Origin of the sequence: Moritella sp. 28 (assembly GCF_018219435.1) — a bacterium.
Classification (GTDB): Bacteria; Pseudomonadota; Gammaproteobacteria; order Enterobacterales; family Moritellaceae; genus Moritella.
Genome location: NZ_CP056121.1, coordinates 465,088 through 488,829 on the forward strand (window position 1 = coordinate 465,088; position 23,742 = coordinate 488,829).

Below are 23,742 nucleotides of genomic sequence, written 5' to 3' on the forward strand. Positions count from 1 at the left end.
TTAGTTATTCGTCGAGATTAACTGTGAGCAATCGTCATTAATAAGTCGGTATTAAAGTCGGCAACTGAATACAGAACTTTATCAGCGTAAGGCCGTAGTTCATCTTCGGTTGCAGTGCCAGTTAAAACACCAATGGTGCTCGCGCCTGCATTACGGCCAAATTTCATATCAGAAACGGTATCGCCAAACATGATCACTTGTTGTGGTACTAAATCGCAGTGTCCACAAAAAGCATTCAATAACGCGGGTGCTGGCTTGGGGGCAATATCACCATCGGAATAACCAACAAAGTCGAATAGGTCGTGTAACTTAGCCTGTATTAAACTGTAGATAGTGGCGTCTTTTGTATCTGCAGTGGCGATGCCGAGTTTAAAGCCTTGTTGTTTTAGGTTAAGCAGCTTTGCTTTAATACCGGGTAATGCTTGGATCAGCGCTGGGTTATCTTCAACTTGTTTATTGAACAGCTGTTTTACCGTGTAGCTGAACTGAGCCTTATCACTGCTTAGCTGTAATAATTGATACCAAGCGTCAGCCGTATCTTCGACGGGATTTGATGCAAGTAAACCATGATTATCAACATCAGCACCGTGTACCCCTATTGCCGCTAATAATGCGACGTTATCAACGTCATGATTATTCTCAGCTGCGTAGACCGCTAATGTGTCTCCCGCTGCGCCTTGCGCGACGTGTAACCACATTTGATGAAACTCCAGTAACGTTCCGTCTTTATCGAACAGTAAACCTTTAATTTCCATTATTTATTAACTCCATTAGTTCGCCCCAAGTACCAACTAAAGGCTGGCTAAAGATGGCTTGTGTACCGTTATAAATCGGGTTTATGACGCCCTCAAACTCAGACGCTGTAAGGTTATCTAATTGACCTCGGCGAATATCAATACGTAGCCAGGCATATGTGCTCATATCCACTTGAAAATGGATATTTTTGGTCGTGAGTTTAATGCGTTTTATCACATTGCCGTCAGCGATACATTCTGCATAATAGCTCGTGCTGGTATCTGTCACAGCCAGGCGATAATCGACTATATTTGTGCCGACATCTTGACCTGGTAAGACTGCACCAGAATTAAGTTGAAAAACCAACCCACATTGGCGCTCTAGATAAACATTACCTTGGCGTAGGCCTTGTAAAATACCGTTACCCGATAAGGTATCGGCATAGACAAATGTACTTGGATCACCATAGACAGATGGTTCTGTCGCATTGGCGTTGCGTTCATGGGGTTCTAAGTGTGAGTCACTGCCACCAACGGCAGCGATACGATGGCCGCTGTTCCATATGTACGTTAATAGGATTAGTGCATCTTCAGTGGCTTTGGGTGATGTTGACCATGTAGGGTCACAGCAGACCTCAAAGGTATTTACTTTTTTTAGTGCGATATTTTCGTAATGCCAGTGCCAAGGTTTCATCGCTGGGTGATTAATACTGATATTACCTTCATCTTGTGCAACCAGGCTAAGCCCCTGTTCAATCAAGGCCGCGCTGGAATAAGTGGCATTAAACATATTAAGGGTGCGGCGCGGGCCGAGCACATTAAAATGACCTTGGTCTGTGGTGACCTCAATCGCAGGTAATATTAATGTATGTTCACACATGGGCAGCGCAGGGTGACAAATATTGTGCTCGGTGAGAAAAAAGAAATCGAGCGCTTGTTGCTGGGCTATTTGCGTTGCTGCGGCGAGGGTATTATTCCCATCTGATAATTGCGTATGGGCATGTAAATCACCACGATACCAAGCGGCGTTATTATTTTTACTGTGGTTGTAATCAAAATGAATGCTGTGATCAAGCGGAGCGTTTTTATCGGCAATCAAACAAGCATGCGTTTGCGTTGCTAACAATTTCTCATGACTGCTATATTCGGGGTTAATATGCTCACTTAATTCAACATCAATCGCATAGCGCATGGCTTTTGGCGTTCTGGTTTCACCTTCAAGATTATACAAATGTAGTTGCCAATCGCCAGGAGGTAAATGACCTGAAATACCACCAAGTGAAGCCGATTTCGATGTCAAAATTAAAGTTTTGTTGGCTTTCTCAAATAACAAATTTGCACGTAACTGTTGCTTACTGTCATACAGATAGGCATATAAAAAGCCTTTCTTTACTGTCGTTGCAGTAAGGGTGAGGGTGTTAATATTGGCGTTAACATTAAAATTCAAAACGCGATGGCCAAAGACCAACTCACCAGTAAAATTCAACATGGTAAATCCTTGTTGCTATTAGTTGTACTGGTGATGAATGCTGCGCACTCATCACCCGTTTTCTCATGCTTAACGATTAGCACGATCTAATGCACGTTGTGCACGTTTAGCTGCTTGTTTTAATGCTTTTTCGGCTGGTATGTTTTCGATTAAAATCTGATCTGCAGCAATCGATAGCGCATCAGTTATCTTGCCTTTCGTTGGGTCAAAAAAGTTTTGACTGGCAAAACTAGCTTGTTTTAACGGAATTAATGCTTGTGGATTTTTCGCCGTATAATCTTGATATGCAGGGACTTGTTTGACACTTTCTCGAGCTGGAATATAACCTGTTAGCATTGACCAACGTGCCGTATTTTCAGCATTGGTATAATATTTCATGAACTCAAATGCGCCTTTTGATGCTTTATCATTTGTGCCTTTTGGCATGACAAAACTCACTGCGCCAGCTTGTGGTGCCGCAGGGTTATTACCCCAACCTGGTTGCGTGGTAGCGCCAAGTTTAGTGAAATCAAGATCTCCTTGATCGCCTGATGAGCCGGTATAGCCTAATGCACGATCTTTCATCACGTCATCAATGGTTTTGTACCAGTATTCCCAACCTTGACCACCGTGATGAATACGCATCGTTTCATCTTCATGGATCCATTGACGGAAACTATCCCATACTGTTATCCATTCTGGAGAGTTAATTAAAATAGTTTTCCCGTCATCACTGATCACTTTGCCGCCGTTAGAGTACGCCGCATCGATTAAGTTATCTTCACCCCACATTGGCTCCCAGCCATAAAAAGTGGTGTTGCCTTTGGCGTCTTTTTTACTTACTGCTGCAGACACTTTTGCGACACCTTGCCAAGTACTCAGGTCTTTTTCAGTAAAGCCGTGCTCAGCCAGTACTCGTTTGTTGTAGTAGAATATCTGGGTCGTGCCGTAAGCGGGTAAGCCATAAACTAGGCCATCTGGTGCTGTCACTTGTTGACGGAAGGCGCCAAGAAAATCATTAAAATTGAATGTGCTGTCCATATAAGGACGGATATCACGAACCAAATTACGTTTTGCCATCATTTGTGCTTGACTAGAATAAAGTAATACAAATTCAGGTGCTGTTTTTGACGCCATACCTGCTTGTAGCTTCTGGTAGGTTTCGTCGTAGTTGCCTTGCAAGGCACTTTTAATCACATATTCATCCTGACTGCTATTAAATTCAGCGATCAGCGTAGTCATTAATTGTTGTGGTTTTGTGCCACCAGAATACCAAAAGTCCACTTCGGTTTTCGCCATTGCGCTGCTGGCGAAAGCGACTGCTCCCATTGCGTAGCTAGAACATACAATTGCTAATGTTTTCAGTTTCATATTTATTTACTCTTTTACACCGTTATCGGCAATGCCGGACAAAATTGTTTTTTGACAAATAATGAATAAAATCAACAGCGGTAGTACAGCGATGGTACTTGCTGCCATGATCTGTGACCAATTTAAGCCGTAGTTACCTTCGGCAATAAAAAATTGTCTAATACCCGTCGCAATCAAGTTAAGGTCTTGCGACGTGATTAATAGACTTGGCCACATATAGCTGTTGTAGTTAGTAATAAAGGTAATCAAGAACAAGGTAGCTAAGGCTGCTTTGCACTGTGGTAGCACGATCGCCCAGAGAATTTTAACTTCTCCAGCTCCATCGATCCGCGCCGCTTCAATCAGTGATGGATGCACTTTTAAAAATACTTGGCGTAGATAAAATACACCGAACACACTCGCGGCATTAGAGATAATCAACCCGGTATGACTATCGAGTAACCCCATATTCGCCAAGGTGATATACGACGGGATATACGTCACAGCCCCCGGCAACATATAACAAGCCATGACCACAAAATAGAGTGCGGTTTGTGATTTAAATTTGAACTGGGTAATGGCATATGCAAACATTGCCGAGTTAATCATCACGATCAGTGTGGTGAATAACGCCACCGTAAAACTGTTCATGATGTACAAGCCAAAGGGAGCACTGTTAAATGTTTCAACAAATGTTTCCCAACGAAATTGCTCTGGTAAAATATTAAGTGGGTTACTGAATATTTCATCATTAGACTTCATCGAACCTGATAACATCCAAACAAATGGGAAAACCATGATTAAACCAGAAATGGTTAAGAAGCCATGTTTTAGCAGTGCCAAACCCGTGGGTTTTAATACTGCTTTAGCCGGTATGTTTGCCGTTGATACTTGTACTGCTATGGTCTTTTTATGTTTACCTGTTTGGTCGTTAGCCAGAGGTAAATCGATGGATCGAGTTGTCATCCGTCTTTTCCTTAGTAATATATCCAACGTTTACCCATCTCGGTGTTAACCAGTGTTAAGACACCCGTGATCAGTAAAATGATTAATGAGGTTGCCGCCGCAGGGCCCATATCGTATTGTTCAAATGCTTGTTGATAGAATAGATATAACAAGGTACGGGTGCTGCCACTTGGACCGCCTTGCGTTAGGATCTGGAATTGATCAAATGCTTGTACCGCGTTGATCATGTTGACAATGATTAGAAAGAAAGTGGTTGGCGAAATTAACGGTAGGGTGATCTTTATAAAACGTGTCCATGGGCTACAACCATCAATTAATGAGGCTTCATAGAGTGATTCAGGGATCTTGTTTAACGCACTGATGAAAAATAACATAGTCCAACCAACGGCTTGCCACACGGTAACGATAATCACCACTATCATGGCTGTATCACCGCTTTCTAACCAAGGGATAGGCTCAAACCCTAATTTACCCAGCAGTAAGTTTGCTAGCCCTGATTTAGTTTCGAATACCCATGACCAGACGATTGATACAGCGACGGTTGGTGTGATCCAAGGTGAGAAGATAACCGCACGGTAAAGTTGGCTACCACGGAAATTTTTATGCAGTAATAAAGCAAACGCCAACCCTAACACTACCGTTGGAATCACCACTCCCAGCGCAAACACAAAGGTATTATTTAATGCATCCATAAAGTAACTATCTTCAAACATGTATTGATAGTTTTCTAAACCTACATAGCTATATTCTGGCGAGATATAATCCCAGTCAGTAAAGCTGATATAGATGCTCCAGCCAAATGGCACAATCCAAAAGGCGAATAGCGGGATCAATAAAGGTGCGATAAATAACAGTACCTTTAGTTTTTCCGATAGTGCGTTCGATTTAATCTTCATAATAAAGCTTTTCCTTAACTGTATGTGAACATCATAGGTTGGCACTGTGACAAATTTGGTTGTGTCATCATCATATTTTCCATCGTCAAGCATAAGAAAATGTGATGCTTAAATCGATTATGCATTAGAAAAAATAGCCTGCATCGCGCTATCGATATCTTGTTGGTGTAGCCAATCGCAAAAGAAATTAACTTTGGCGCTGCGTTTATTGGCAGTGATGACGTAGTGCCCTGAATCGGACGGCATACTGCCATTCAGTGCTAAGACGAGCTCACCTGACGTGAGCGCTTTTTTTGCCACTAGCGAGCGCACCAGCATTAAGCCAATACCTTGCTTCGCGGCTTCTAAACCATGAAGTGAATTACTTATTTCGAGTTGAATATTTGGTGGCTCGGGCGCGATATCATGATGACACAGCCATTGCATCCAACTTTCTTCATAACCCTTAACTTGAATAGCGGGCAGTTGCGAAATATCTTTGTTGGCTAGTGCATCAAGATGCTGCTGTTGGAATGCGGGACTGCATACCATCAACCATTGCTCTTGGCATAGGCGTTCGACTTGGGTGTCCTCGCTGTCAATAAAACCATTGGTGATCTCAACATCCGCTTCACTGCAAGGTTGGCGTGATGGCCAATCGACTAAGGTCAAATCTAATTTAATGAAAGAAAACTTGTTACTGAAATCAGCCAGTTTGGGGATTAACCAATTATGACCAATAGAGGTGTTGGCCTTAATACGTAGTACATCGGATTGTTGTGCTCCGAATAATATTTGTGTTTGCAGCTTTAGATGTTGCAATGATCCGGCTACAACTGGCAGATACTGCTGCGCAGCTTGGGTTAAGGTTACGCCACGTTGATTACGAATAAATAAAGTGCAATTGAGAAATTGTTCAAGGCTTTTTAGCTGTTGGCTGACCGCCGCTTGCGTTACGTGGAGTTCACGTGATGCAGCACCAATCGAGCCTAACCGAGATACGGCTTCGAAAGCCAAAAGTGCACGTTGTGGAGGAAGCATACATTGCCTTAACAAATAAATGGTTAAAGTAATGGATTTGTATGACAGTAATATTAAAAAAGCCTGTAATGTGAAATTAATATTACTATTAACTCTGACTTTATTTAATGTAATCACCTTAATCAGTGGCTTATTGTAGTAGAAAACATGTTAATTATGACACTTCCAAGTAAGATTAAGCTTATCCCTATAATGGCTATCCAATCGAGTTGTTGGCCATACCATAACCAACTAATTATGGTCACAAGCACAATTCCTGCGCCACACCAAATCGCGTAAGCCACACCAATCGGCACTGATTTGATGGTAATAGACAGTAAGAAAAATGCCAATGCATAGCAGATAAGCACGATCACACTCATGAATGGCTGACTAAACTGTTGGGTTTTTGGTAGCAGGGATGTGGCAATCACTTCAAAAATAATCGCAAGTAGTAGCAGTAAATTCGGGGGCATAGTTGCGAGCATTTTTAGCATAGTATTTACCATCGTCTTCAGGGTTAGTGGCTGCGGACAATACCTGAAGAAGATGACAAAATTTAGCGTGTAAGAATTAGATTTAATGATGTTGAATATCACTTAAATTAAGGGGGTAGTTTTCACTGGTTAATTCGTTTTTTATATACTTTTGATCATTTTGTTTATTTTAACCACAGGTTTTTTTTCATGATTATCATATAAAACTGTAATGCAAATGTAATTGTAAATGAACTTAGTTAACACTTGTTCATATCTTTTTCTGTTTTGTAACTACCTGTCACGTAATAAGTCGTTGTTTTTACTTGGTTAAATTAATATCGTTTAAAGTTAGAATGTTTTTCAAATACTGATAGATCATTCTAGTGTACACCTGTAAGCTCTGTTTAACTTTTAGGGAGAGTGCTATATGCTTAATGAACTAACCAATAAATTGTCGCTAACGTTATTTAATAACGATACATTCAAGGCTTACTTCGCCCCATTTTCAACCAAGCCAATTGCGGTAGTTATGGGTGATATGCACGCGGCAAGCGTCGTGGGAATCAAGACTGAAAATAATGACATGTATTCATTAACATTAGCGATATCAGGCAAGGTGAACGAACAACCTTTTTCATTTAAGGCTGGTCAATATGTTGAGTTGCAAGTAAAGAAAAATGGCAGTTATGTTAAACGCCCTTTTACCATTTCTTCGCCTGTATCGCAGTTACAGCAAGATAAAACCATCACTTTAACAATTAAGAAGCAATTTGAAGGGCGGATCACGCCTTGGTTGGAAAGTGCTGTCGAAAAAGGAGATCTATTCGGTATTTCTCCTGCCAAAGGTGCCTTTGTATTAAATACAGCGGTACCACAAAACCGAAATGTTCAAACAAGGAAAGAGGTAATATTCATTGCTGGTGGCAGCGGTATTACCCCTTTTCACAGCTTGCTGTTATCACATGTCGTGAATAACCCGACGATCAATTTTACCCTGCTTTATTATGCTCGAGCTAATCAGCATGCGCTGAGAGAAAGCCTTGTATTGCTAGAGGTTGAACACGCTAACTTTACGCTGACGTTATTACAGAGTGAACGTGATGGCCATTGTTCTCAAACGCATATCAAGGCGGTTACAACAGACTTAGCGCGCTGTGATGTATATATCTGTGGTCCCAATAGCATGATGGATAGCACGCAAGCATTATTACTCGAGATGGGACTTCCTCAGAATGCATTGTACCTTGAGCAATTTGGTCTCGCCAGTTTCAGTCATGTCGATTTAAATGTCGCGCGTAAGATTTCATTTGCGACTACCAGTAAAGACATAGTTGTGAATGAAGACAATCAGCAAACACTATTAACCATTGCCGAGGATAATTATGTCCCCGCGAAATATGGTTGTCGTATTGGTATTTGCCAAGAGTGTAAGTGTAAGAAAGTAAGTGGTGTGGTTTATAACAGCCAGACTAAAACATATTCAGATACTGGCGAAGAAGATATTCAAGCTTGTATCAGTGTGCCAGTGACTGACGTCGTTATTAATTTATAGGGAGAGCGTAATGGCAAAGTTAAATGAAGAGCAGTTAGAGCAACTGGCGATAGATCTTGATGGTGTGAAAGCAAGTGCCATGAAGCAAGTGGGTAGTGCCGATGAACGTTATATTAAAAAGATTGTACGCCTACAACGTACGCTAGAAATCTCTGGGCGTATCTGTCTCGTACTGGGCTTTATGTCTTTATACTTCTGGGGTGTCGGTGTGCTGTTATTAAGCGCGTCGAAGATTTTAGATAATATGGAAATTGGTCATAACGTATTGCATGGTCAATATGATTGGATGAATGATCCGACGCTTAACTCACAAACATTTGAATGGGATAATGCGTGTAGTTCAGAATCGTGGAAGCGTGTTCATAATTATGAACACCATACTTATACCAATATTATCGGTAAAGACCGTGATTTCGGTTACGGGTTATTACGTTTAAGTGATGATTTTTCTTGGCGTTTACGTAACTTATGGCAATTTGGTACGTACCTTGTGTTAAGTACGTTATTTCAATGGGGTATCGCATTCCATGAAATGGCGGGCGAGCGAGTATTCTTTGGTAAAAGAAAAGAAGGTCGTGCGTCACATGTTGATATCGAGCAATTAAAGAAAATATTTTACAGCAAATCAACACGCCAAATTTTAAAAGATTACGTTATCTTTCCAATCTTAGCCGGACCGTTTTTTGTGATGGTACTATTAGGTAACCTATGTGCTAATTTACTGCGTAACTTTTGGACTTCAACGATTATTTTCTGCGGACACTTTCCTACCGAAGTATATACTTTCACGGAAAAAGAATGTGAGGATGAATCTCGTGGCCATTGGTATTATCGTCAGATTTTAGGCTCGGCAAACTTAACAGGGCCTAGATGGTTCCATATTTTAACGGGCCACTTGAGCTGTCAGGTAGAACACCATTTATTTCCTGAAGTGCCAGCACATCGTTATGTGGCTATGTCGAAAGAAGTGCAAGTAATTGCGGCTAAATATGGGGTTGCTTATAATACGGGGAGTTTCTTTAGTCAGTACGCATCGGTAGTACGACGCGTTATTTACTTCTCATTCCCAGTAGGTAAAGTCACGGGTAAGAACGCGGCTCTTTACCCTCGTTTTTAACGCTTATTAATGCCTAGTTAAATGGTAATAAATACGAAAAAGCCTGACTGTGTGAATCGTCAGGCTTTTTTGTTCGCTATTTATGAAGGCTTGTGCTGTGACTAAGCTCGTTTTTATGTCTCAGTTAATGATTCTAAGTTAACGGTGACCAAGTTAATTTCGGCCAGTGTTGTGTTTCAGCATAACGAGCTAATTGTGGGCATGGGTTAACAACATGCGGGTATTGACTGAATAAACATAAAGGCAGATCGTTAATTGAATCAGTATAAAAATAAGTATCAGTAAAGCTCTCGCTTTGCTCTGCCAACCAGGATTCTAAGCGTGTGACTTTACCTTCTCGGTAACTGGGTACACCCATAATATTCGCCGAATAACAGCCATTTTCAACTAACAGATCTATGCCCATCGCATGGGGGATACCGAGTCGTTTGGCTACTTTTTTAACAATGAAGCTGACCGTCGCCGAGATCAATACCGTGGTAATATTGTCCTGCTTAAGCTGTGTTAACAATTGTAGTGCTTGCGGAAATACCGTTGGCATAATGTGCTTCTCTACACATTCATCAACTAATCTATCGACTTCTTCTTTAGGAAGCTGTGCAAGGGGCGCTATCGAAAAATTAAGGTATTCAGGCATATCAAGTTCGCCAGCTGAATACAACGCCATTAAACGTTGGTCTTCTTCTAAAAAACCAGGGTCGGTAATTATCCCTTTGGTCACCAAAAATTGATGCCATAATATCGCGCTATCAGCACCAATGAGGGTTTCATCCAGGTCAAAAATATATAATGGTTGGCTCATGGTATTCACTCCCTTAACCTACTTGTTGTAATTCATTTAAATTAAACAGTAACTCGAGTTGTGAGCCCGTCTCGAATAGTCGCTCTGATGAACGATTGAGTAAATCGACGGTAATATCACAGCCTTTCACAGCCACTTGATAGCGGATTACATTGCCCAATAATTGGTGGTTTTTAATGATGCCCTGAGTCGGTTCAGAAATATGTTCACCATAATCACGACCCGCTTCGCGGACATAAATTGATTCTGGGCGAATCGCCAGTTTGCCATTAATTTTCATATTAAGTACATCTTGCGCCTGTTGCGCAGACAATAAATTATAATTCCCCATGAACCCGGCTACAAATTCATTGTGTGGTTGGGTGTATATTTGCTCGGCACTGCCTTGTTGTACTATCGCCCCTTCATTCATCAAAAAGATACGATCAGACATGGTCATAGCTTCTTCTTGATCGTGGGTAACAAAGACGGTTGTGAGGTTAAGCTCTTTTTGAATGTCACAAATTTGTTGACGTAAATGTTTACGGATACGGGCATCCAACGCCGAAAGTGGCTCATCAAGTAGCAATATTTTTGGTTGTACTACTAATGCTCTTGCCAGCGCGACACGCTGCTTTTGACCACCTGATAGTTGATGTGGATGCTGGTGTTCTTTGCCTTTTAGCTCGACTAGTTCAATCACTCGTGCCACTTGCTTGTTTATTTCATCTTTGCTCAGTTTCTTCATTTTTAAACCGAAGGCGATGTTATTTGCTACCGTCATATTCGGGAATAAAGCATAAGATTGAAACACCATGCCGATGTCTCTTTTTTGTGGGGCTAAATGGGTAATATTCTGCTCACCAACCCATATTTCACCAGCGTCGACGTTATTTAGACCTGCAAGACTGCGTAACAAGGTTGATTTACCACAACCACTGGGGCCGAGTAAGGTAACAAATTCACCTTGCTTGATATTGAAGTTAATATCTGAAAATACGGTATTACTACCAAAGCTTTTTTGTAGGTTTTTTACAGTAACAAAACTCATGATGGAGCTCCTCGGTTAATACGGCTAGCCAACCAAGTGAAAAGAAAAATAAAGGCAAAGTAAGTCATCACTAACGCGGAGGTGAAGTGACCACTGGTTTGACGCATGTTATATAAATATATTTGCAGGGTTTCATAACGTGTCCCCACCAGAATATTCGAAAATACGAATTCACCTAATAAGAACGAGAAAGATAAAAACAGTGAGGCAAATAGCCCTTTCTTCAAATTAGGTAAAACAACCATAAAGAATGCTTGTGTTGTACTCGCACCAAGTAAGTGTGCGGCATCCATTAGGTCTGCCAAATTAATCGCTTCAAAGCTGTTAGCGATAGCGCGATACATAAATGGCAGCGCAATAGTGAAATAAGTACCAATCAAGATCCACGGCGTACCGACAATTTGTATTGAACTATCAGCATATATTTGCAGTAAACCTACCGACGATACCACTGGCGGTACAGCAAAGGGTAATAAGATCAGTACATTCATCAGCCCGTTTAACTTAGGGAAATAGTAAAACACCACAAAGATGGCTGGAATGATCAATACACTGCTTAATATTAAGGCGCTAATACAGATAAACAGTGAGCGACCAAATGCGGCAATAAAGCGCGGATCTTGCCATAACTGACTATACCAATCGAAAGTCAAACCATCGGGTAAAATCGTAGCCCCCCAACTAGAGGAAATAGAATAAATAAACGTCGCAAGGATAGGGATGAATAATAACGTCACTGTGCCATAGACAATCAATTTATGAAACGACGAAGAATTAGCGTTTTGCATGATAACTCCGGCCAATAAGCATTTGGTTAATGATGGTAATAAACGCCAGCAATAAGATGAGTAAGACCGAAATGGCGGCAGCTAGATTCGGTTCTAGAAAAATATCGCCCGACACTAAACTGGCAATACGTACGGTGATGACATTGTAGTTACCAGACGTTAGCGCATAAACACTGGCATATGCTCCCATTGCATTGGCAATCAAAATAATAAAGGTCCCCAATAATGCTGGTGAAAGTACTGGTAGGGCGATGTAACGCCAGAATTGCCATGTTTTAGCGCCCAGTAATGCGGATGCCGCTTGCCAATCGTCGCTCAATGCATCAAATGCAGGGTAGAGTAGCAGCACGGCGAGCGGTACTTGAAAATAGATATAAAGGGCCAGCAGTCCCCATTGACCATATAAATTAAAGTCGTCAATAATACCGTATTTTTTCAGTAATAATGTCAGCGCCCCGTTAAAACCGAGAATGATAATAAAAGCGAAGGCCAGAGGCACACCGCTAAAGTTAGCTGTCATATTGGTAAACGAAATGATCCAATCACGTAACCAAGAATCAAAGCGGCGCAGTGATGATACGAAGCACGCAGCAATGATAATCGCGACTAAGCTAGACGTAATGGATAACCAGAGACTATTAGTAAACCCTTGTAAGATAAACGCAGAATCAAAGATTTCCAGGTAATTCTCGAAGCTGAACGTTTCTTCATAAATGAAACTGTTGACCAGTACCCATAACATTGGGGCTATTTGGAACATAAAAAATAACAGTGCAAACGGCAGTAAGATTAATGCAGGCTTGAACTTCGTTAATGCCAAACGCTTATGGTTTGGCTTTGTGGTTGTTACTTGTGTAACTGGGACAGAAGCAGTGTTCATAGACTTATTTACACTCTTGGACTGTTTGATTAATCGAGCTCGATTGTTTGATTACTCGCTCAGGTTTTTTTATTAATAGATCCTGATTGTAGGATTTGTCATGGTCGGTTAATCCCAATAATTGGCAAACATTGCCGCAAATATCTGTTTGTTTCATTGTCGTAGGCTGGTGGCTAAAATGTTCACCGATCACAAACAAAGGCACTGCGCGTTCTTCAGGTAAGATGCCGCCATGTGATTTATCATTGTTCATGCCATGATCACTGGTGATCATGATCTGGTAGCCCGCTTGTAACCAAACATCCACATAGTTAGACAAAATTATATCTGCGCGACGCGCTGAATTACGGTATTGGCTCGAGTCCAGTCCAAATTTATGCCCCGCATCATCGATGTTCATCGGGTGGATTAGCAAGAAATCAGGCTGGTGCTGTTGGCGTAGATTTTCTGCGTCCAAAAACAACATTTCATCAGGGTAATGATCCAGATGATAGAAGCAACCATGTTGAATATTCAAACTTGGGTCTTGGGTAAAGCGATCGCGCACGGCATTGTAAGGTGCGATGTTATATAGCTCGCTCATCCAATGGTAAGCGGCAGCTGCAGTGGTGAGAGAGGCTTGTTTAGCTAAACTAAATACACTGCTATGGCGGGATAGACGAACAATATCATTATTTACTATGCCACTTTGTGCTGGTGTAACGCCTGTTAATAAACATTCATACAGCGGGCGCGACATTGATGGTAGCTCGCTGATAATCGGATAAAGTGTCGCTCGATCTTGTTCGATTAATGCATTCAAGTAACCCATGCACTCATGGGCTACTTGATGATTAAGACCATCGAGAACAACAAGTATGACTTTATTGTTCATTGAATTCTCGTTGTTTTATATGGTTTTTGCTATTTAACATGGAGCAGTACGTTTTCTTGCCACTGACGTGGTAATTTACGCGCGCTTTTTCCCCAAGCCTTAAAGTCTGTTACTGGGTGAACATTGGTGTATTGCTCATCGGGTAATAGTTTCGCTTGGATTGACGCTGGTAAACTCACATTGTTACGAATTGGACGTGCGTAGCCTTCAGCTAAATTGATTTGGCCTCGATCACTGAAGATGTATTCACGCGCAAGTTTTGCTGCATTTGGATTTTTGGCATATTTATTAATGATGGTCGTGTAACCAGAGATAACGGAACCATCTTGTGGAATCGATACCGTGAAACGGCTACGATCAATTTTATCGCGATAGCTCAGCGCATTAAAGTCCCAAAGGATACCGACTTCAACTTCGCCTTTTTCAAGATTAGCGACTACAGGGTTATTAAATGATAAGCGACCTTGCTTTGCTAATTCGGCGAAAAATTTAATCGCAGGTTTCAGATTTTTTTCACTACCACCTAGGGCAAATGCAGCAGCCAGGACTGCATTATTTGCTTGTGATGCAACGCCTACGTCACCGACTGTGACTCTGTAATCACCTTTTAAGATATCGTCCCATGATTTAGGCGGGTTTTTTACTAAGTTATTATTCGAGATAAATGAGATGGTGCCAGTATAAGCAAGTGCCCAGTGACCATCTTTATCTTTAGCCCAGTTGGGTATGCTATCCCATGTGCTTGGTTTATACGTTTGTGTTACGCCTTGTTTCACTGCTATACGCGCAAAAGCAAAGCCGACATCACCGATATCTGCGGTTGCATTGTGTTTTTCGGCTGCAAATTTTGCAACTTCTTGTGCTGAACTCATATCAGTATCTTGGTGTTTTAAGCCATAGATATTCTTTAGATCAACCCAAGTATCTTTCCAGTTCGCCCAGCTATCTGGCATGCCGACACTGTATACAGCGCCTTCTTTTTTTGCAGCGACAATAATTGAATCAAGATTGTCACTGGCATTAACGGCCGTTGTCATCAAACTTGCGATTAATGTAGTACTGGTTAGCAACGTTTTCATTATCTCTATCTTCCTAGACAGGTGAGTGAGTTCGCCGTTATATTATGTCTATTTTGTGACAGCTATTGTTGTTTTTTATGACAGTTTTATGACACTGCGGCGACAATAAATAGTTACTTTAATAGGCTGGTATTTTAAATATTAATGGCTTTACTTAGAATAATACTCTGCTATTCAACAGTTTAGCGGCAGGTATAACCTTTCGTTTGATTATTGTTTAGATTTATATTGTTGTGCTGTATGATTGAGAAAATCAGTCGTAGCAAAAGGTTGAACTAATAAGGATGTGGATGTTCATTAAGTTTATTAATGTTAAAAAAAATATCACTAGAAAAAAAATTATTATTAATAGCAGGCAGTCTATCTGTGCTATTCATTGCATTCAATATCAATTATTTTTTATATATTCGAAATAATGTCATCGATCAGCGTCGATGTGCATTAGTACCCCGCATTAATTCCATTAGTTCAATTATTAACGATTATTATCAGCTATATCTTGATGGTAAATTAGAATTATTAGACGCTCAATCGCAGGCTATTAAGAAAATACATCAAATCAATAAAGACAATGATAATTACATTTTTGTGTTTAGGGATGATTATCTCTTACTTGAATCCATTAACCGTTCTGTGTTGCGTAACCAGAATGTCAAAGAGATCAAGGATATTAAAGGTGTAAAGCTCTATCAGCTTTTACATACCGAAGCGATAACGAGAGCGAATGGGGGTTATTCTCATTATTATGCTTATTCTAAAGTTTCACATGAAGAGCAGGAAAAAATTTCCTACTCTGAGTATTTTGCTCCTTGGGGTTGGATCTATGGTGAGGGTATGTATATTAATGATGTTGATGAGTCGATTCTCAAGATGCTGACCTCATACTAGTCTCGGCATTTTTGTTTTAGGTCCAAGCTACTTCATATATCTTGTTATTACAAAACCCCAGCCTGCTGGGGTTTTGTTGTTTTGGCCATTAGAATCGATGATTGCCAGGATGAACAAATCGCGCAATTTGACAAAAATAGTTGCCGTTATGGTTGCCAACGAATGAAGTCACTGGGTAGACTGCTAGCTTGGTATATATCCAAGCCACCTCAAGACGCATACTGAGGTAGTTTGGGTATATATATTCAAGTAGCAAGTTTAGTGCGACAAGGAGTTGCAAATGTTGGTCTATAGCCTAGAAATGATATGTATTATTGCGTTTGCGCTCAGTGGGGTATTGGTCGAGTCTAATCGTGGTAAAGATATTGTTAGCATCATGATGCTAGGTTGGATCACGGCATTAGGCGGCGGCACATTACGTGATCTTATTTTGTCAGTTGATATGATATTTTGGATCCGCGATCCCAGTTATTTTTGGACCGCGTTGTCGAGTGCTATTATCGGTTTTTTCAGCATTACCCATATCCGTAAGAATAGCCTCAACAAACTCATTATTATGTTTGATACTATCGGTGTATCGCTATTCTCGATATTAGTCACCCAACAATTATACAGTGCTGGTTACGCGGCTTATGTTTCGGTATCAATGGGCATCGTCACTGCGATCTTTGGTGGTGTATTACGGGATATTCTGGCTCACCGCCAAACCTTGTTTAATAATACCGAACTGTACGCAAGCCCGGTTATTTTAGGCTGTTGCCTGTATATATTATTGGTTCACTTGCAAGTCAATATAACATTGGCTGCGTTGACGTGTATGGTATTAATCGTCTCTATGCGTTTGTATATCGTGGTAAAACAGATCCGTTTTCCTGCATTTCTATTATTAAAATAACCGTATTGATTAATGATGAGGTATTGTCGTAATAGTAAATGATTGTAATGAATGGGTGTATACCCAAACTAGTATTTTGAAGTAACTTGGATATAACATATAGTGGTGATAATGCGGATTAAAAATGGTGACAAGAAACGATGATGAATAAACCTTCGACAAAGCCAACTGCAATTGAGTCGGGCGATATGGTTAGTGAACCAATAGTTGCTGAAAACTTTTTAGTCTCGCAGCCATGGCGGGCATTATTGCTGTGTGCTGGCTGCCTTGCTGTTACGCTTGGTGTGCTGGGTATATTTCTACCTTTATTACCGACAGTGCCATTTTTATTGTTAGCGGCGGCGTGTTTTAGTCGTTCTTCACGAAAGTTACAGTTGTGGTTGTTTAACCATCGCTATCTAGGGCCGTACTTAACCAATTATTTATTGCGTAAAGGCATCAGTAAAAAACAGCTATTGAGTTCACTTTTCAGTATGTGGATTGCGATGCTATTAGCGATATATTTTGCCCCTATCTGGGCGGTGAAAATATTCTTATTAGTCACGGCTTGTCTTGTTAGTCGCCACCTTCTATCCTTGCAACGACTGCCGTAATCACCAGTGTTATGATTTTTATATGGCATTTGGGCTGAAATTTCCGCATAAACTGAAGTGAAATACTCATTATTTTATATAAAACGCATTTTATTTCTAGATCTGATAACTAACTCATACTATTTTTGTATCTTTAATGTAACACTCTTGCAGCATTAAATTTTGTAAGTTAAGAGGACCCTGGTATGTTTAAAGCGTTAGATGCACTTTCTCCGTCGTTTATCGACCGTCCATTGGATGAACTTTGGCAGTTAATATCTCCTTTGTATATGGTTGATGAGTCAAAATGGTTAGCAGAATTGTTACCAATGGCACGCCCATCTGCAGAAGAAAAATCTCAGATCACCACCAATGCAACTGTGTTAATTGAACGCGTGCGCGCTGATAAACAAGCCATCCAAATGATTGATGCCTTGTTACTGGAGTACAGCCTAGATACCAAAGAAGGTATCTTGTTGATGTGTCTTGCAGAAGCATTGATGCGTATTCCGGATGCGGCAACGGCAGATGCATTAATCCGTGACAAATTAAGCGTCGCAGATTGGAAATCACATCTAAAAAATTCGGATTCTACATTTGTGAATGCATCCACTTGGGGACTATTACTGACAGGTAAAGTGGTCAGCATGGATCGCAAAGACACTAAGTCGGCGAGCAGTACCATTAGCCGATTAGTGAATAAAGTATCCGAACCTATTATTCGCCAAGCGATGAATCAAGCCATGAAGATCATGGGACACCAATTTGTATTGGGTCGTAACATTGCTGAAGCACAAAAAAATGGCCGTCCATCGCGTGATAAAGGCTTCACTTATTCATTTGATATGTTAGGTGAGTCGGCATTAACAACCGCAGATGCTAAGAAATATTTTAATGATTACATTAAAGCCGTAGAATCGGTTGGTAGCAATAAATATGGCAATGACAAAACGGCTGCACCAACAGTATCAATTAAACTATCTGCATTGCACCCGCGTTATGAAGTAGCTAACGAAGCACGTGTGATGACTGAAATGCACGATACAGTATTAGAATTACTGCTGCGTGCGCGTGATTTGGATGTGGGTATTACTATCGATGCGGAAGAAGCGGACCGTTTAGAATTATCACTCGCATTATTTGAAAAACTGTACCGTCACCCAAGACTGCAAGGTTGGGGTAAATTCGGTATCGTAGTGCAAGCTTACTCTAAGCGTGCACTACCGACATTAATTTGGCTCGCCGCATTAGCAAAAGAGCAGGGCGATGTGATCCCACTACGTTTAGTGAAAGGTGCTTATTGGGATACTGAACTTAAATTATCACAACAAAATGGTTATGATGCTTACCCTGTTTATACTCGGAAAGAAGCAACAGACGTTGCCTATTTAGCGTGTGCACGTTTCTTGTTAAGTGAGCAGATTCGTGGTTGTATCTATCCACAATTTGCGAGCCACAATGCGCACACTGTGTCAGCAATTGCGACGATGGCTGAGCATCAAGAATATGAATTCCAACGTTTACACGGCATGGGGGATGCGCTATATAACCACGCATTAGAAATCTATGGTGTTGATGTACGTATCTACGCACCAGTGGGTAGCCATAAAGATTTGTTGCCATACTTGGTTCGCCGTTTATTAGAAAATGGTGCAAACAGCTCGTTTGTACACCGTTTGGTTGATGCTGATTGCCCTATTGCAGAGTTAACTGAGCATCCGGTTGATACCCTCGACAGCCGTCCGACACTACATAACAGCTTGATCCCGTTACCGAGTAAGATCTTTGCTGGACGTAAAAATTCATGCAACATTAATGTTGATATTATTAGTGAAGTTACGCCGTTTAATACTGAGCTTAGCTTGCAAATGCAAAAAACATGGCAAGCTGCCCCTGTGGTTAATGGTCAAGTGATCACGACGGAATTAGACAATGCGAAACCTGTAAGCGCCCCTTACGACCGCCGTATCCACGTTGGCCAAGTATTGTGGTCAACACCAGCAGAAGTCACAACAGCGTTAGATACCGCTGCGGATTATTTCCCAACATGGTCAGCCGTTCCGGTGGCTGAACGTGCAGCATGTTTAAATAAAATAGCTGATTTACTGGAAGCGAACTTAGCTGAATTAGTGGCGTTATGTCATAAAGAAGCCGGTAAAACGATTCACGACAGCTTAGATGAAGTGCGTGAAGCGGTTGATTTCTGTCGTTACTACGCAATGCAAGCCATTGAAAACTTCTCGGTAGCAAAAAACCAAGTACGTTTTGATGGTATTGCTCAACAAGTAACACGTCAGGGACAAGGTGTGTTTGTTTGTATCAGTCCTTGGAACTTCCCACTCGCTATTTTCCTTGGTCAAGTTGCGGCTGCATTGGTGGCGGGTAATACTGTTATCGCTAAACCAGCAGAACAAACCAGTTTGATTGCGGCGCGTACCATGGAATTAATGTTAGAAGCAGGTCTGCCTAAAGAAGCTGTGCACTTATTGCCTGGTGGTGGTGCTGCGGTTGGTTCTCTGCTGACATCTGACGAGCGTATCGCTGGTGTAGTATTCACAGGTTCAACAGAAACGGCGCAAGTCATTAACCGTGCATTAGCTAAGCGTGATACTAACGTAGCGACGCTGATTGCTGAAACGGGTGGTCAAAATACCATGATCGTCGACAGTACAGCACTACCAGAACAAGTGGTTCGTGATGTGATGCGCTCTGCGTTTGCTTCTGCGGGTCAACGTTGTTCAGCACTACGTGTATTGTTTGTGCAAGAAGATATTGCTGACCGCATTACTAGCTTGATCCAAGGTGCAATGCAAGAGCTACATATTGGTCTACCGCAACATCATCATACCGATGTGGGTCCGGTGATTGATTTACTTGCTAAGAACAAACTGCAAGCGCACATTGATAAAATGCGTGCGACAAGCAAACTAGTCGGTGAAGTAAGTCTGACTGACGAATGTAACTTTGGTGACTTTATTGCGCCAATCGCATTTGAAATTAACAGCATTAATCAACTAGAGAACGAACAGTTCGGTCCTATTTTACATATCGTGCGTTATAAAGCCGCTGATTTAAACAATGTGATTGCTGAGATTAATGCAACAGGCTTTGGTTTAACGATGGGGATCCACAGTCGTAATGAACGTACTTATACTGATATCGAACGCCAAATAAGAGTGGGTAACTGTTACATTAACCGTGACCAAGTTGGTGCTGTTGTTGGTGTACAGCCATTCGGTGGTCAAGGTTTATCTGGTACGGGTCCAAAAGCGGGTGGTCCACATTATCTATATCGTTTCACTAAGCAAGTTGTTAGCGCTTAAGCTGCGTCATTGTAAATTAAGGAGTTAAACCATGGTTGTAGAAAAAAAATTAGTTCAGACGCAGCATCTGATTGAAACCGGCCTTTGTGCGTGGCAGAGCTGGAATGAGCTGGGTGTCATTGCCCGTGCTGAGTTGATTGCAAAATGGGTTGAGATCATTAGCCAAGAAGCCGCATTAGGTAAACTTGCGGGTGAAATGGCTAAATATCAAAAACACCAAGCAATTACGTTATTGGGCGATGAAAAATTAATGCCTGGGCCAACAGGTGAAGTGAACGAACTTTACAGTGCCGGGCGTGGTTTATTTATTGTCGCAGCAACAGACTCCGAGCAAAGTTGCAGCATTAATGCCATTGTGGGTCATGTGAGTGCGGCGTTATTAGCGGGTAATACTTTGGTATTGGCATTACCGCAAGCGCAGCAAGCATTGCAATTTGTGTTACTTAATACACTGCACGCTGCGGGTATTCCAGAACTTGTCGTACAGGGCGCTGAGGAAACTCAGTTAACAGCACTGATTGAATCTTCAAAAGTAGCTGGTGTTGCGTTTACAGGGGATGAAAAAACCGCGCAAACGATTAACCGTACTTTGTCTGCTCGAGATGGTTTATTGGCGCAGTTAGTGGCTGAAGTGAGTGGCAGTGCATTGGCTTACGTCACAGATGATCACTTTATCTTACGCTTTATTACCGAGCGTACACGTACCATTAATATTACTGCTGTGGGTGGTAATGCAATCTTGCTAGAACTCGGTGGCGGCGACCATTAATCGTTAGCATAATATGAATAATCATATCAGGTACGCATTTGAGTGCCTGATATGGGACTCCTATCAGTGTAAGTCCGTTTATTTAGTAGTATCATCAGTCTTATTGTTCTGAGTTATCATTTGTAAACTTGTATCTTAAGTTATCATTTGTAAATTAAAAGTAGGTCACTGATGCAAAAAATTACCCGTTGTATGGCAGCTAACAAACGTATCGCGCTTGTAGCCCATGATCACATGAAATCAGATTTGATTGCTTGGTCAAAAGCACGTGCTGATATTCTCCAAAAGCACCATTTATTCGGTACTGGCACGACTGCCACCTTATTAACTAAACATGTTGAGCTACCCGTTAAAGCACTGTTGAGCGGTCCTATGGGCGGTGATCAACAGCTTGGTGCACTGATTGCCGAAGGGGAGATTGATATGATGATCTTTTTCTGGGATCCAATGAACGCTGTACCGCATGATCCGGATGTAAAAGCATTATTACGTTTAGCCGCAGTATGGAATATTCCAGTTGCGACCAATCCTGCAACGGCTGATTTCATTATTGACTCGATTCATACTAGTAGTAAATACGAACATGCTGTGCCTGATTACGAAGGTTATTTAGCGGAGCGTACTGGCGAGCTTTAATTTAAGACTTTAGTTTAGTGCTTTGGCTTCGAGTTGTTATTTCGGAGTGAGTTTATTTCTGGAGCTAGAAGCTGTGTGAAAAGTAATAACAGCAGCGAGTGGCTGCTGTTATTATTTATAGATTTGGCTTGTCTTAATCTTCTTTGAAATGCTCTTCAGTCATCATATGGCCAAGCTTGTCGGCTTTGGTTTTCAAATAATGTTCATTGTGCATATTCTTACCCACTTGTAATGGCTGACGAGCCACTATATTCACGCCGTATTCTTCCATCGCCGCTAATTTTTTCGGGTTGTTGGTCATTAACTTTACTTTATTAACACCAAGGTGATCTAACATAGGTTTACACATGGCATAATTACGTAAATCGGCAGCAAAGCCTAACTTTTCATTTGCTTCAACTGTATTGGCACCAGAGTCTTGTAAATTATAGGCACGGATCTTGTTTAATAGACCAATACCACGACCTTCTTGACGTAAATACAGAATAAAACCAGAACCTGCTTCGGTGATATTTTTCATTGCGGTTTCAAGCTGGAAGCCACAATCACAGCGCAAACTAAACAAGGCGTCACCCGTTAAACATTCTGAATGGATACGTCCTAGTATGACTCCATCTTTAGCTAACTCACCATAAGTTAGCGCCACATGTTCTTTGCCTGTCTCTGAGTCTTCGAAGCCGTGCATTGTGAAAGTACCAAAAGGTGTAGGTAGTTTTGAAGATGCGATAAATTTAATTGACACGGATTACCTCTTACTATCCAGCGCTATGATTAGCGATGAACGTCAAATAGAATTACTTTGGGCTAGTTTACTCGTTTATGGTGGTAATCTGAATAGAGAATTGTAAAAAGACGGGATAATTATTATTCGGTATCAATACAAAGTATACAAAGTTATGTACTTTATCAATGCAAAGTACACTAAGTTATGTACTTTGCTGTGTAAGATCATGATTAGAGACTGGTTGGGTTTGCATCAGGATTAATATTAGTGGCGTACGTAAAACTCTTTTGCAAATGCAGGTCGTGCTGCTTTAAGGGCTTGTGCTTGTTGTTCGGTCATTTTTCCTGCTGGAAAACCTAATGCTTTGTGATCGAGTAAAGCACGGGCCTTAATATTGATACACAGTTTGATTTTGCTGCCCGTACCGATGATTTCTTGACTGTTTAGGGCGGGTACTAAAATGCAGTGTTCGATTAAATTGGCAACAGAAGCGACTTCTAAAGGTAGTGAAATAATATCTTTCTTTTGAAAAATGAATTCGCGGATCACTGCTTGCTCGGAGGTATTCATTATTTTAACCATTTTGGTTATTTTCTTCATCATATCTGTTTCACTTTGTTTCTCAAGCACTGATTGGCCAGCTTGAACAAGTAACAGCGCGATAAAATAAGCAATGCCTGAAATGACAATAATAGAGATGTAACCACGGTATTCCGTCACCCATTGTTCTAACCCAGACACCGATAGTGCAGTGGTTGGCAGTAATAATACTAATGCTGCAGCAAGCAGTAACCAAGTGGTGGTAATGTTTATCTGTTTGTAATTTTGAATATACTGCTTCAGTTCATGCATGATCAAGCCTCTACTAATAACTGCTGTCAAAAAATTGTCTGACGTATGACATTATTTATGTAATTCTTC

The 23,742-nt window shown here is 41.2% G+C and carries 23 protein-coding genes; 8 read left to right on the forward strand and 15 right to left on the reverse strand.

Features of this window, described 5'->3' with window-relative positions; translation table 11 throughout:
• Positions 1-17 precede the first annotated feature (17 nt).
• The 7 genes from HWV02_RS02150 to HWV02_RS02180 all read right to left on the reverse strand — a co-directional run bounded on the left by HWV02_RS02150 (position 18) and on the right by HWV02_RS02180 (position 6,910).
• Positions 18-755: an HAD family hydrolase gene (locus HWV02_RS02150; RefSeq protein WP_211689588.1), complete on the reverse strand. Its 738-nt coding sequence runs from the start codon at positions 753-755 to the stop codon at positions 18-20.
• A complete protein-coding gene (locus HWV02_RS02155) occupies positions 745-2,223 on the reverse strand; it encodes a CehA/McbA family metallohydrolase (RefSeq protein WP_211689590.1) in 1,479 nt (492 codons plus the stop codon). Before HWV02_RS02155 ends, HWV02_RS02150 begins: the two co-directional genes overlap by 11 nt.
• Before the next feature lie 69 nt (positions 2,224-2,292).
• On the reverse strand, positions 2,293-3,573 hold the full coding sequence (locus tag HWV02_RS02160) for an extracellular solute-binding protein (protein ID WP_211678286.1): 1,281 nt from the start codon (positions 3,571-3,573) through the stop codon (positions 2,293-2,295).
• 6 nt (positions 3,574-3,579) lie between these two features.
• A complete protein-coding gene (locus HWV02_RS02165; RefSeq protein WP_211678287.1) occupies positions 3,580-4,518 on the reverse strand; it encodes a carbohydrate ABC transporter permease in 939 nt (312 codons plus the stop codon).
• 11 nt (positions 4,519-4,529) lie between these two features.
• Positions 4,530-5,414, reverse strand: coding sequence for a carbohydrate ABC transporter permease (locus HWV02_RS02170; protein ID WP_211678288.1), 885 nt, complete (start codon positions 5,412-5,414; stop codon positions 4,530-4,532).
• 117 nt (positions 5,415-5,531) lie between these two features.
• On the reverse strand, positions 5,532-6,434 hold the full coding sequence (locus HWV02_RS02175; RefSeq protein ID WP_211678289.1) for a LysR substrate-binding domain-containing protein: 903 nt from the start codon (positions 6,432-6,434) through the stop codon (positions 5,532-5,534).
• 122 nt (positions 6,435-6,556) lie between these two features.
• A complete protein-coding gene (locus HWV02_RS02180) occupies positions 6,557-6,910 on the reverse strand; it encodes a multidrug efflux SMR transporter (RefSeq protein WP_211689591.1) in 354 nt (117 codons plus the stop codon).
• A 409-nt stretch (positions 6,911-7,319) separates the two neighbouring features.
• Between HWV02_RS02180 and HWV02_RS02185 the strand changes: the two genes are divergently transcribed.
• Entirely contained in the window at positions 7,320-8,444 is a 1,125-nt protein-coding gene (locus HWV02_RS02185) for a flavin reductase family protein (protein ID WP_211678291.1), read from the forward strand.
• Positions 8,445-8,454: 10 nt separating this feature from the next.
• Positions 8,455-9,561 (forward strand): acyl-CoA desaturase, encoded by a 1,107-nt coding sequence (locus HWV02_RS02190; protein WP_211689593.1) that lies wholly within the window; start codon positions 8,455-8,457, stop codon positions 9,559-9,561.
• A 133-nt stretch (positions 9,562-9,694) separates the two neighbouring features.
• Here HWV02_RS02190 and HWV02_RS02195 read toward each other — a convergent pair whose 3' ends face one another.
• The 6 genes from HWV02_RS02195 to HWV02_RS02220 are packed head-to-tail and all read right to left on the reverse strand — an operon-like array spanning position 9,695 to position 15,014.
• A complete protein-coding gene (locus HWV02_RS02195) occupies positions 9,695-10,363 on the reverse strand; it encodes an HAD family phosphatase (protein WP_211678293.1) in 669 nt (222 codons plus the stop codon).
• Positions 10,364-10,376: 13 nt separating this feature from the next.
• The gene (locus HWV02_RS02200; RefSeq protein WP_211678294.1) at positions 10,377-11,393 is read right to left on the reverse strand and encodes an ABC transporter ATP-binding protein; all 1,017 of its coding nucleotides are present in this window, start codon (positions 11,391-11,393) and stop codon (positions 10,377-10,379) included.
• Positions 11,390-12,181: an ABC transporter permease gene (locus HWV02_RS02205; RefSeq protein ID WP_211689595.1), complete on the reverse strand. Its 792-nt coding sequence runs from the start codon at positions 12,179-12,181 to the stop codon at positions 11,390-11,392. Before HWV02_RS02205 ends, HWV02_RS02200 begins: the two co-directional genes overlap by 4 nt.
• Positions 12,168-13,061: an ABC transporter permease subunit gene (locus tag HWV02_RS02210; RefSeq protein ID WP_211673903.1), complete on the reverse strand. Its 894-nt coding sequence runs from the start codon at positions 13,059-13,061 to the stop codon at positions 12,168-12,170. Before HWV02_RS02210 ends, HWV02_RS02205 begins: the two co-directional genes overlap by 14 nt.
• A 4-nt stretch (positions 13,062-13,065) precedes the next feature.
• Entirely contained in the window at positions 13,066-13,935 is an 870-nt protein-coding gene (locus HWV02_RS02215) for an alkaline phosphatase family protein (protein ID WP_211689597.1), read from the reverse strand.
• Between the two features lie 29 nt (positions 13,936-13,964).
• Positions 13,965-15,014, reverse strand: a complete 1,050-nt coding sequence (locus tag HWV02_RS02220) for an ABC transporter substrate-binding protein (protein ID WP_211673905.1) — start codon at positions 15,012-15,014, stop codon at positions 13,965-13,967.
• A 309-nt stretch (positions 15,015-15,323) separates the two neighbouring features.
• Here HWV02_RS02220 and HWV02_RS02225 point away from each other — a divergent pair, with 309 nt between their 5' ends.
• The 6 genes from HWV02_RS02225 (at position 15,324) to HWV02_RS02250 (ending at position 22,097) form a co-directional block, all read left to right on the forward strand.
• On the forward strand, positions 15,324-15,902 hold the full coding sequence (locus HWV02_RS02225; RefSeq protein ID WP_211673906.1) for a cache domain-containing protein: 579 nt from the start codon (positions 15,324-15,326) through the stop codon (positions 15,900-15,902).
• Between the two features lie 280 nt (positions 15,903-16,182).
• Complete coding sequence (locus HWV02_RS02230; RefSeq protein WP_211678296.1) at positions 16,183-16,797, forward strand: trimeric intracellular cation channel family protein; 615 nt, start codon at positions 16,183-16,185, stop codon at positions 16,795-16,797.
• 140 nt (positions 16,798-16,937) lie between these two features.
• A complete protein-coding gene (locus HWV02_RS02235; RefSeq protein WP_211673908.1) occupies positions 16,938-17,390 on the forward strand; it encodes a YbaN family protein in 453 nt (150 codons plus the stop codon).
• A gap of 185 nt (positions 17,391-17,575) precedes the next feature.
• A complete protein-coding gene (gene putA / locus HWV02_RS02240; protein ID WP_211678297.1) occupies positions 17,576-20,692 on the forward strand; it encodes a bifunctional proline dehydrogenase/L-glutamate gamma-semialdehyde dehydrogenase PutA in 3,117 nt (1,038 codons plus the stop codon).
• A 31-nt stretch (positions 20,693-20,723) separates the two neighbouring features.
• Positions 20,724-21,461, forward strand: coding sequence for an aldehyde dehydrogenase family protein (locus HWV02_RS02245; RefSeq protein ID WP_211673910.1), 738 nt, complete (start codon positions 20,724-20,726; stop codon positions 21,459-21,461).
• A 171-nt stretch (positions 21,462-21,632) separates the two neighbouring features.
• The gene (locus tag HWV02_RS02250) at positions 21,633-22,097 is read left to right on the forward strand and encodes a methylglyoxal synthase (protein WP_211673911.1); all 465 of its coding nucleotides are present in this window, start codon (positions 21,633-21,635) and stop codon (positions 22,095-22,097) included.
• Between the two features lie 133 nt (positions 22,098-22,230).
• Here the strand turns inward: HWV02_RS02250 and ribA are convergent, their stop codons facing one another.
• Both ribA and HWV02_RS02260 read right to left on the reverse strand, forming a co-directional pair.
• Positions 22,231-22,839: a GTP cyclohydrolase II gene (ribA, locus tag HWV02_RS02255; RefSeq protein WP_211678298.1), complete on the reverse strand. Its 609-nt coding sequence runs from the start codon at positions 22,837-22,839 to the stop codon at positions 22,231-22,233.
• 246 nt (positions 22,840-23,085) lie between these two features.
• Positions 23,086-23,673 carry a super-infection exclusion protein B gene (locus HWV02_RS02260; RefSeq protein WP_211673913.1) on the reverse strand — a complete coding sequence of 196 codons (588 nt, stop codon included), beginning with the start codon at positions 23,671-23,673 and terminating at the stop codon, positions 23,086-23,088.
• Positions 23,674-23,742: the final 69 nt, after the last annotated feature.